This window comes from Mesorhizobium sp. M0184 (genome assembly GCF_040322215.1).
Taxonomy (GTDB): domain Bacteria; phylum Pseudomonadota; class Alphaproteobacteria; order Rhizobiales; family Rhizobiaceae; genus Mesorhizobium.
The window spans coordinates 1-7,959 of the sequence record NZ_JAMYSZ010000073.1 but is presented as its reverse complement, the minus strand read 5'-3'; the positions used below and the strand labels follow the sequence as shown (position 1 = coordinate 7,959).

Sequence of the window (7,959 nt, the reverse complement as noted above, 5' to 3'; positions counted from 1 at the left end):
GTCTGGCTAGGGGAGCGCTATCACTTCGATATGGTGCGGGTGGGCTCGGCACTTTACGGACTTAACAATGCCCGCATCCGGCCAACCGAGGCGATATCTGAATAGTTCTCTCTCCATCTGCGGGATTCCTGGGCAATCTCACTGACGTGGGCTATGGCCACGATCCGCGCGCCGTCCTTGGCTAAGCGAAGAGCCCGAGTGCCTTGCTTCAAGATAGTCATACGAAGGGTTTTGTTTTTGTCACGATCTCTGCAGTCGCGTGCAGCACCGCAGGCTGTTCGTCAGGGTTTTGCCTCTGGACGCTGGACAATTTTGTTTCGGCGGCGTCTGTTTGCGGCGGCTTTCCTGGCAATTCAGCTTTTTGTGAATGGGCCGAGAGCCTTCGCCCAACAGGGCGAGGGATGATTGTTGCGGCCTCGATGGCAATCGCCATGCTAGCGTTCATCCCCGCGTGTCAGTTAGCCTCGATGGCGAACGTAGCAGCCCTCTATGGGACGAAACCGGTCTTCACTGCTACCCTGGGCTGGCTTTGGCTGACAGAGAAAATTCGTCCTGCGACCCTGTTGGCAATAGTTCCGATGGCCGCAGGTACCTGCGTGCTCGTTTGGGAAACGGGTATAGACTCCAACTTTGTTGGTAGCGCGCTCGCATCGCCATGACCTTCATGACCGCCTTTTTTGCTGCGTGTATCCGCCGTCACCGCGAAGAATCGCTTCTGGCTTTCCTTTGCGCGGCCAACGTTTTTTCGTCTCACTGCTCAGCTTGTGCTTCGCCGCGCCGCTATCACCGATGCGCTTTTTGGCCTGGCGCAGGTGGGATTGGCTGTTGGTTCTATCCGGCCGGCGCTCGTCGCGCTTCAGCTCTGCAAGCCTCCTTGATTGGAGGGCTAGAAACGCCGCTGACGCATTCGGCGGAAAACCCTCGAGGTCGACCCTCATCGGGGTGGGGATCATTACCGCTTCTTGTAACGGCGGACGGACTCGCGGTGCGCCTAATGCTGACATTTGGCTGTGTCAGGAGTTGCAGTGAGGCGGGAAAAAGGAGATAAGGTCAATGAATAACTTGCAAGCGCCAATCATAATTGAAGGCATTGGGGCGATCATAGAAAGATATCGCGCTGTCGTTCTGGATCTTTGGGGCGTCGTGCATGATGGGAAAGTTGCCTTTCCTCACGCAATTACTACGCTGAAGACGTTGCGAAACAAGAATGTTGATATCTGTCTCCTTTCGAACTCTCCCCGTCGTGCCTGCCAAGTCGCTAAGCACTTGGAGTCTATGGGAATAGGACCGCTGCAATATAACTATATCGTCACGTCTGGAGAGTTGGTTTACAAGGCGCTAGAAAGTGCCTCTGACGGCTGGCATAGAGCTCTCGGAACTCGTTACTTCCATATCGGACCACCTGAGCTAGCGGGCTTGCTCCGGGGTTTAGATCGGTTCGAGGTCTTTTCACCTCGGGATGCCGACTTTATTTTAGCCACCGGGGGGAGCATCCAGCCGCCAGAAGAAGTTACGCCGCTGCTGAAGGAATGTGCTTTGCGCAAACTTCCAATGGTCTGCGCGAATCCCGATCTGGTCGTTTTAGTCGGCGATGAACTTATTGTTTGTGCAGGGGCGCTCGCCGAGCAATACGAAGCGTTGGGAGGGGAGGTTTTCTATCATGGAAAGCCGTATCCATTGGCCTACCGACGCGCCTTCGACCTTCTCGGCTACGAAAGACATGAAGTCCTAGCAGTGGGTGATTCGCTGCGGACGGACGTTGCGGGTGGTCGAAACGAGGGCATGGACGTGCTCTTCATCGCCAGTGGCATTCATAGGGACGCCGCTGGTGACTTCAAAGCAGGTAAATTCCCCTATGCGCTGCTCCAACAGTGCTTTGCCAGACAGCCAGTCGTTCCCACGTTCGCTGCTTCCATCTTTATGTGGTAGGGGAGGAAGGGTGACGAGAACGACCCCCTGGCAGATTTTGTAGCTTTAGCTGGCAATCGAAATATCGTGTGGGTTCATCGTGCGTTCGATTTCGTCGATTTCACGTCGCAGAATCTGAACGAAGTCGCCTACGCTGCTCCTCCGCAGCCTTGCGCTAGTCATGTTGATGGCGAGCGCGCCTGCTACATTTCCGCTTTCCAGGATGATTGGCACCGCTATCGCGGAAATTCCTTCCACAAGGTGCCCGTCATCGACGGCATAGCCGCGCCTGCGAATATCTGACAGCGCATGCCTGATCTCGTCCGCTGTCAATCCATGGTGGCGAATTCGCCAACGCGTCGCACCAGATGTGGATGGATGACCTACTGCAGGCGGGCACCGGTAGCAGCTACAATGACGCGAGTCGATCATCTCGGCCCGGCCAGACCACACTCGAAGAACCAACACGAGGGGTCCTGGCGGGCGCCCATTCGGTCAGGAGGACGTCGACCGGGTCCCAGATGGCAGTTTCATGGGCGCCACCGCGTGCGGGACAGCGTGTGAGCCTTCGCGTCGTTGAGGCTCAATCTGCGCCAGGCCAAAATCTGGGGTGGCGTACGCGATATGCCGTTCCTCGTGAAGAGCGCGCTCAGGATCGAAGACATGGTCAGCAGCTGTTGGGTCTGCCGCAAGCTGCGCAACTCGGCGCTGGTATCGAGGCCAGCATCTCCTTCCTGAAGATCCTATGACAGGTAGTGGAAAGCGACCGGCGCTCTGGCAAGTGGGATTGCTAAGTTGCAAGCCAAACTCTGTGGAGGCCATCAAACGAGGCGAGAGACAAAGGGGACGTGATCAAATAGAGGCGAAGCACTCATTGACACAATAGATTTGCAAAAGCTTAACATAACCTTATAGAAATAGGTATTTACCAGTGCTTGGACCTTCGTTAATAACCAACGTAGAATTATCAACGGATTGCACTAATCACGCCGCTTCGGAATAACGCTTGATACAGGATGACGATATAAGCCCGTGTCGAATATAGGGAGCGTTTTGGCGAGAGTACAACAAGGAATTTATGACAAGCGATATTGCGCAAACGGAGTAATAGAACATGAAAATAATGTCGCTTAAACCGGATCATGATGGCACGATTGCAGCACTGGATACATCGTCAGCCGAGCTCATCTATTCATACGAGGCTGAGAAGGATAGCTTTCCCAGATACTCGACCATCACCCCGGCAACCGTTCTTGAAGCCGCCGGGCGCCTGGACGACATTCCGGACGTGATGGCTGTCGGTGGTTGGTTGACCGGATTCGGCGCGGACGCGGTAGGCTACTACGGCGTAGCCAAAGGGTCAGAGCTTGTCGGCCAGAAGACGATCTTCGGCAGAAAGGTGCGTTTCTATTCTTCGACGCACGAGCGCTCCCATATCTGGGGTTCCTACGGCATGTCACCGTTCCCAGCCGGAATGCCCTGTTATGCGCTGACCTGGGAAGGATTGTGCGGCGACTTCTATGAAATCGATGAGCGCCTGCAGATCGTGCATTCGGGAAAAGTTATGGCGAACCCTGGCCACAAATACGCTTTCCTCTATGCACTGGCGGATCCGAAATTCACCTTGCCCAAGGCACCCATGCGCAACGAGGACCCCGGCAAGGTAATGGCACTTAGCGCCTATGGGCAGACCGGATCGCCTGACCGGGACGAGCAGGAGCTGATCGACTTCCTGCTTCCACGCGATATGTACCCGCTCAACAAGGAGGATTTGCGGAATTCACCCTACTACAACATTGGCGTAACCCATCAGAAGTTCACCAACCTCGCCAGGCGAGTCTCGGACGCCATCTTCGATTCGTTCCACGCCTTTGCAAAAAAGAACCTGACAAAGGGCTACCCGCTGCTGATTTCTGGCGGGTGCGGGTTGAATTGCGAGTGGAACCGCCGATGGATCGAAACGAAGCTTTTTTCTGATGTTTTTATTCCGCCGTGCACAAATGATACAGGCTCAGCAATTGGGACCGCAGTCGACGCGATGCGGCATTTCACCGGCAATGCCAAAATCAAATGGAACGTCTATTCGGGCCAGCCTTTTACACTTGACGAAATTGACCGCACTGGACTCGAGGTCTACCCACTCGACTACGGCCAGGTTGCCTCCGCGTTGCTCGCCGACAAGGTGATCGGCTGGGTGCAGGGGAATTGCGAAATCGGACCAAGGGCGCTCGGCAATCGGTCGATTCTCGCGGCGCCTTTCTCCAAGGCAACCCATGAGCGCTTAAACCGCATCAAGAACCGGGAGGGCTTCCGCCCGATCGCACCGGTTTGCCTGGAAGAGGACGTTGGGCTCCACTTCGACTTGGCACGCCCGTCACCCTACATGCTTCTTTTCCAGAAGGTTCTCGATAACCGATTGGAGGCCGTCACGCATGTCGACGGCACGGCGCGGGCCCAGACAGTTTCGCGGCAGCAGAATCCGCACCTCTTTGAACTGCTTACCTCGTTCAAGGCGAAAAGCGGAGTCGGCGTTCTTTGCAACACATCGCTCAACTTCAGTGGCACCGGTTTCATCAATCGCGCAAGCGACTTGCTGCGCTATGCCCGGGCCACAGGACTCGACGGATTCGTGATCAACGATGCCTTCTATCTCCTCAAGGAGGCCCCGCTCACGGCGTCGAGTGGACAGAAAAAGGCCGCGTAGCGGAGGAGAGAAGGAGCCCTCCGTCGGTGCTTTAATAACTAAACTACACGTTTTGCGTTCGCTCGACGCGGCTGCACCAGTTGCTGGAGGGCTTCGGAAGTCCCAGGTGCGCAAGCATTCCGTTGGCCTATCAGATTGCGCGAACATCACTTCGGCCAGGGCAATAACCACCATGACGGATTCCAAGATGGTTATCACTAGTGGATCGGGCGCTGCGCCCACAGCCACTCTGAGGGCAATGTAACTCCCATGAGGAGCTTGGGTGTCCATTCCGAGGTCGCCCGGCTGCGAGAAGTCCTGGTGCACCGGCCAGGCTTCAGCCTCAACCGCCTCACGCCGCGGAACTGCGAGGGCCTTCTTTTCGACGACGTGCCTTGGATGGAGCGCGCCGGAAAGGAGCACGACATGTTCGCGCAGGCCCTACGAGATCGTGGCGTGTTGGTTCACTCCTTGGACGAACTGCTTTCTGCAAGGATGGCCTTGCCGGAAGCGCGCCATTGGCTTCTCGACCGTCGCGTCAATGCTTTCGCTGCCGGACAAGACATGGTCGATAAATTGCGAAGCTGGCTCGGCGAAATTTCCCCTGATCAACTCGCGACCTATCTGGTCAGCGGGATTTTGGCTTCGGAACTGCCGTTCGAACCGCGCAGCCTCAAGGGGCAAACGTTGGAGCCGGAGGATTTCGTCCTCCCGCCATTGCCGAACCAGGTTTTCACACGTGATAGCTCCTGTTGGATCTATGGTGGTGTCTCAGTCAACACAATGCTTTGGCCCGCAAGCCAGCCAGAAGCTGCGAATGTCGAGGCGGTCTACCGGTTCCATCCGCGGTTTCGGGAGGCCAGCCTCACCTACTTGGTGCCCGATGGAGCAGACCCCCGTCAAGTCTCGAGGGTGGTGATGTGATGCCGGTCGGCGGAGGTGTCGTGCTGATTGGAATGGGTGAGCGAACCACACCCCAGGCAGTCGAGGCACTGGCGCGACGCTTGTTCACGACGAAGGATGTGACCCGCGTCATCGCAACGCTCATGCCGCGGAATCGCAACTCAATACATCTTGACACGATCTTCACCTTCTGTGACCGCGACCTCGTGACGATCTACCCGCAGGTCGTTGAGCTACTTGAGACGTTTTCGTTACGACCCAACAATGCTGAGGGTGTACTCGATGGTCACCAAGGAGACTAGGCCCTTTTTATCGGTCGTGGCCGAGGCGCTGGAATTGAAAGCTCTTCGTACTGTCGAGACCGGCGGTGACAGCTTCGCGGCCGAGCGGGAGCAATGGGATGCCCCTAATAATGTGATCGCCGTCGAGCCGGCCGTCGTGATTGTCTACGAACGCAACGTATACACAAATACGTTGTTGAGGCGCGCCGGCGTGGAAGTGATCACCGTCGAGGCCGCAGAACTCAGCCGTGGCCGTGGCGGCGCGCACTGCATGACTTGCCCCAAGTACCGCCTCAACATGATCGCTCATCCAAATGACCCGCGCTGTCCCTGCGGCATCCTCCAACACACTAACCCGATCGGAGTCGTTGCCGTGGTAGCACGCCCTGCGTTTTCGGTTCAGGCCCCTTCTGCGGTGGTTATGGTCCGCCCGCATCATTTCACGGTCAATGCTGAGACTGCGGCCGACAATCGCTTTCAAATATCGAATGATGATGCCAGTGATCTGTCGTCGCTCGCCTATGCGGAGATCACCCGCGCCGCTGCGCTGCTCGAAGAGCAGGGTATAACGGTGCATTTGTTCGAGGGCGAGGACAGCGACGCTCCGGATTCAGTGTTTCCGAACAACTGGTTTTCAACACACGCTGGCGGTTACGTGGCGATCTATCCGATGAAGGCCTTAAGCCGCCGGCGTGAGCGCCGCAGCGATGTTATTGACATGCTGAAGAGCCGATACAGGGTGCAGCAGGTGATCGACTATTCTGGCCTTGAGCCGGACGGGCTCTTTTTGGAAGGTACCGGTTCGATGGCACTCGATCGCATCGATCGGGTCGCCTATGCGATCAGATCTGAGCGCACCGATCCAATCGCACTTGAAAGATTTTGTGCCCAGTTCAGTTTTGAGCCGCTGCTGTTCTCGGCGAAGGATCCCAGCGGGTTCGACATCTATCATTCGAACGTGCTGATGTGCATAGCGACCGATTTCGCCATGATCGGGCTCGACCTGATCACGGACTCGGGGAGACGGCGCGAAATCGTTAATCGGTTCGAACGCGCCGGTCGCCGGATAATCGGGCTCACCAACGCACAGATTGAGAAGTTTGCAGGCAATGCGATTGAGCTCCTGGGCAGGAACGAGCGCATTTTGGCCCTGTCGACGACCGCACTCTTGGCATTGACGACGGAACAGATTGACGTCATCGGCGAAAGCGCGCGGCTGCTGCCGCTAGCAATTCCTACGGTAGAGCGGGCTGGCGGTTCCGTCCGATGCACGATCGCTGGTGTGCACCTCACGCCTCGCAACTAAATGCGGTCTGTTCGAGAGAGAACAACTGCTTGGCGCGAGTGTGCAAAGCAGTTGGATTGGCTGGAACTGCGCAGGGTCGGGGGTGGAGCTCAGAGACGACGGTTGATCAGACTCTCATCCGCGGGTTGGGTACCGGCCCTTCCGTGTCGTTCGTCTCGGGGGTGTCCTCGGACTAGGGGGCGGGCGTCCCGCGCATCGGCTCGGCCACATAACTAGCGACGGGAGTTCCCCACCGTGGCCCCACCCCCCAACACTGTGCAGCGAGTTGGGTCGAGACCGGCTATGACGGCGCGACCCCCGGCCGATGGCCCACAAGAATGCGGCCATCTCGCGCGCGATCGCAGCCACGACCAACGGCGGCTTCTTGCCGGCGCGCTGAGGCGACGATAGCGGCGCAGAGCCGGACCTGCCCCTTCCAGGCATATTGCAGACAGCCTTGGGCAGCCCCTCGAGCCGCACCCTCAGGGTGATAGTGATGGGGTTGTCTAATCGCCGCTGGGACGTCAAGCATGTAATTGCGTCGAGACGACGCTGCCGGGTGCATGGTTGTCTTCGCGGTCGACATCAGTCGCCGCATGATGGAGCTCCGCGGACGAGCCTTCAATGTGGACGACGCACTTTGCTGAGACAGCGGTGCAACCCCATCAGCGGAATGGCTCGGCTCACGTCCCGGCAGGGACGTCTCAGGCGCTCAGATCCTGAACGCTATTCGCAAGATTTCATGCTGTGGCGCCTGCATTTCGATCAAAGAACTCACCGGTCTTGAGCATCGAATGCATTATCACCGCCAGTTTGCGCGCCACAGCCACGGCAGCTCGTTTGAAGCCAACCCTCTCCCGGAGCTTGAGGCCCCACGTGCGCAGGCTGCTGTCGATCGA

At 57.4% G+C, this 7,959-nt stretch carries 9 protein-coding genes and 4 pseudogenes; 8 read left to right on the top strand and 5 right to left on the bottom strand.

Going from position 1 to position 7,959, the window contains the following annotated elements; genetic code table 11:
* Positions 1–217: 217 nt before the first annotated feature.
* Entirely contained in the window at positions 218–433 is a 216-nt protein-coding gene (locus NKJ23_RS34080) for a hypothetical protein (protein WP_352685114.1), read from the bottom strand.
* Between NKJ23_RS34080 and NKJ23_RS34075 the strand changes: the two genes are divergently transcribed.
* The gene (locus tag NKJ23_RS34075) at positions 402–659 is read left to right on the top strand and encodes an EamA family transporter (protein ID WP_352685112.1); all 258 of its coding nucleotides are present in this window, start codon (positions 402–404) and stop codon (positions 657–659) included. The two genes, NKJ23_RS34080 and NKJ23_RS34075, sit on opposite strands and share 32 nt — an antisense overlap.
* A 3-nt stretch (positions 660–662) precedes the next feature.
* On the opposite strand, the gene NKJ23_RS34070 is transcribed toward NKJ23_RS34075, so the two are convergent.
* Complete coding sequence (locus tag NKJ23_RS34070) at positions 663–953, bottom strand: hypothetical protein (protein ID WP_352685108.1); 291 nt, start codon at positions 951–953, stop codon at positions 663–665.
* Positions 954–1,053: 100 nt separating this feature from the next.
* Between NKJ23_RS34070 and NKJ23_RS34065 the strand changes: the two genes are divergently transcribed.
* Positions 1,054–1,929 (top strand): TIGR01459 family HAD-type hydrolase, encoded by an 876-nt coding sequence (locus tag NKJ23_RS34065; RefSeq protein ID WP_352685106.1) that lies wholly within the window; start codon positions 1,054–1,056, stop codon positions 1,927–1,929.
* A gap of 45 nt (positions 1,930–1,974) precedes the next feature.
* Here the strand turns inward: NKJ23_RS34065 and NKJ23_RS34060 are convergent, their stop codons facing one another.
* On the bottom strand, positions 1,975–2,241 hold the full coding sequence (locus tag NKJ23_RS34060; protein WP_352685104.1) for an IclR family transcriptional regulator domain-containing protein: 267 nt from the start codon (positions 2,239–2,241) through the stop codon (positions 1,975–1,977).
* Between the two features lie 246 nt (positions 2,242–2,487).
* Between NKJ23_RS34060 and NKJ23_RS34055 the strand changes: the two are divergent.
* From NKJ23_RS34055 to ctlX, 6 genes and pseudogenes are all read left to right on the top strand, one after another.
* A pseudogene (locus tag NKJ23_RS34055) lies at positions 2,488–2,648 on the top strand (ISNCY family transposase); the annotation flags it as partial.
* 374 nt (positions 2,649–3,022) lie between these two features.
* Positions 3,023–4,612: a carbamoyltransferase C-terminal domain-containing protein gene (locus tag NKJ23_RS34050; protein WP_352685103.1), complete on the top strand. Its 1,590-nt coding sequence runs from the start codon at positions 3,023–3,025 to the stop codon at positions 4,610–4,612.
* A gap of 258 nt (positions 4,613–4,870) precedes the next feature.
* Entirely contained in the window at positions 4,871–5,515 is a 645-nt protein-coding gene (locus tag NKJ23_RS34855) for an arginine deiminase family protein (RefSeq protein ID WP_502902615.1), read from the top strand.
* Positions 5,515–5,796, top strand: coding sequence for an arginine deiminase family protein (locus tag NKJ23_RS34850; RefSeq protein WP_502902614.1), 282 nt, complete (start codon positions 5,515–5,517; stop codon positions 5,794–5,796). Before NKJ23_RS34855 ends, NKJ23_RS34850 begins: the two co-directional genes overlap by 1 nt.
* Positions 5,759–6,055, top strand: a pseudogene (locus NKJ23_RS34845) (arginine deiminase family protein); the annotation flags it as partial. The gene NKJ23_RS34850 and the pseudogene NKJ23_RS34845, both read left to right, overlap by 38 nt.
* Positions 6,056–6,196: 141 nt before the next feature.
* Positions 6,197–7,081, top strand: coding sequence for a citrulline utilization hydrolase CtlX (ctlX, locus tag NKJ23_RS34040; protein WP_352685110.1), 885 nt, complete (start codon positions 6,197–6,199; stop codon positions 7,079–7,081).
* Positions 7,082–7,361: 280 nt separating this feature from the next.
* Here the strand turns inward: ctlX and NKJ23_RS34840 are convergent.
* Positions 7,362–7,558, bottom strand: a pseudogene (locus NKJ23_RS34840) (IS110 family transposase); the annotation flags it as partial.
* Positions 7,559–7,800: 242 nt separating this feature from the next.
* Positions 7,801–7,959: pseudogene (locus NKJ23_RS34035) on the bottom strand (IS110 family transposase); the annotation flags it as partial.

What these genes read in the sequence shown, in the direction of transcription:
- NKJ23_RS34075 (WP_352685112.1), top strand. Translation starts at nt 402, where the DNA reads ATGATTGTTGCGGCCTCGATGGCAATCGCCATGCTAGCGTTCATCCCC.
- NKJ23_RS34080 (WP_352685114.1), bottom strand. Translation starts at nt 433, where the DNA reads ATGGCGATTGCCATCGAGGCCGCAACAATCATCCCTCGCCCTGTTGGG.
- NKJ23_RS34070 (WP_352685108.1), bottom strand. Translation starts at nt 953, where the DNA reads ATGATCCCCACCCCGATGAGGGTCGACCTCGAGGGTTTTCCGCCGAAT.
- NKJ23_RS34065 (WP_352685106.1), top strand. Translation starts at nt 1,054, where the DNA reads ATGAATAACTTGCAAGCGCCAATCATAATTGAAGGCATTGGGGCGATC.
- NKJ23_RS34050 (WP_352685103.1), top strand. Translation starts at nt 3,023, where the DNA reads ATGAAAATAATGTCGCTTAAACCGGATCATGATGGCACGATTGCAGCA.
- NKJ23_RS34850 (WP_502902614.1), top strand. Translation starts at nt 5,515, where the DNA reads ATGCCGGTCGGCGGAGGTGTCGTGCTGATTGGAATGGGTGAGCGAACC.
- ctlX (WP_352685110.1), top strand. Translation starts at nt 6,197, where the DNA reads ATGGTCCGCCCGCATCATTTCACGGTCAATGCTGAGACTGCGGCCGAC.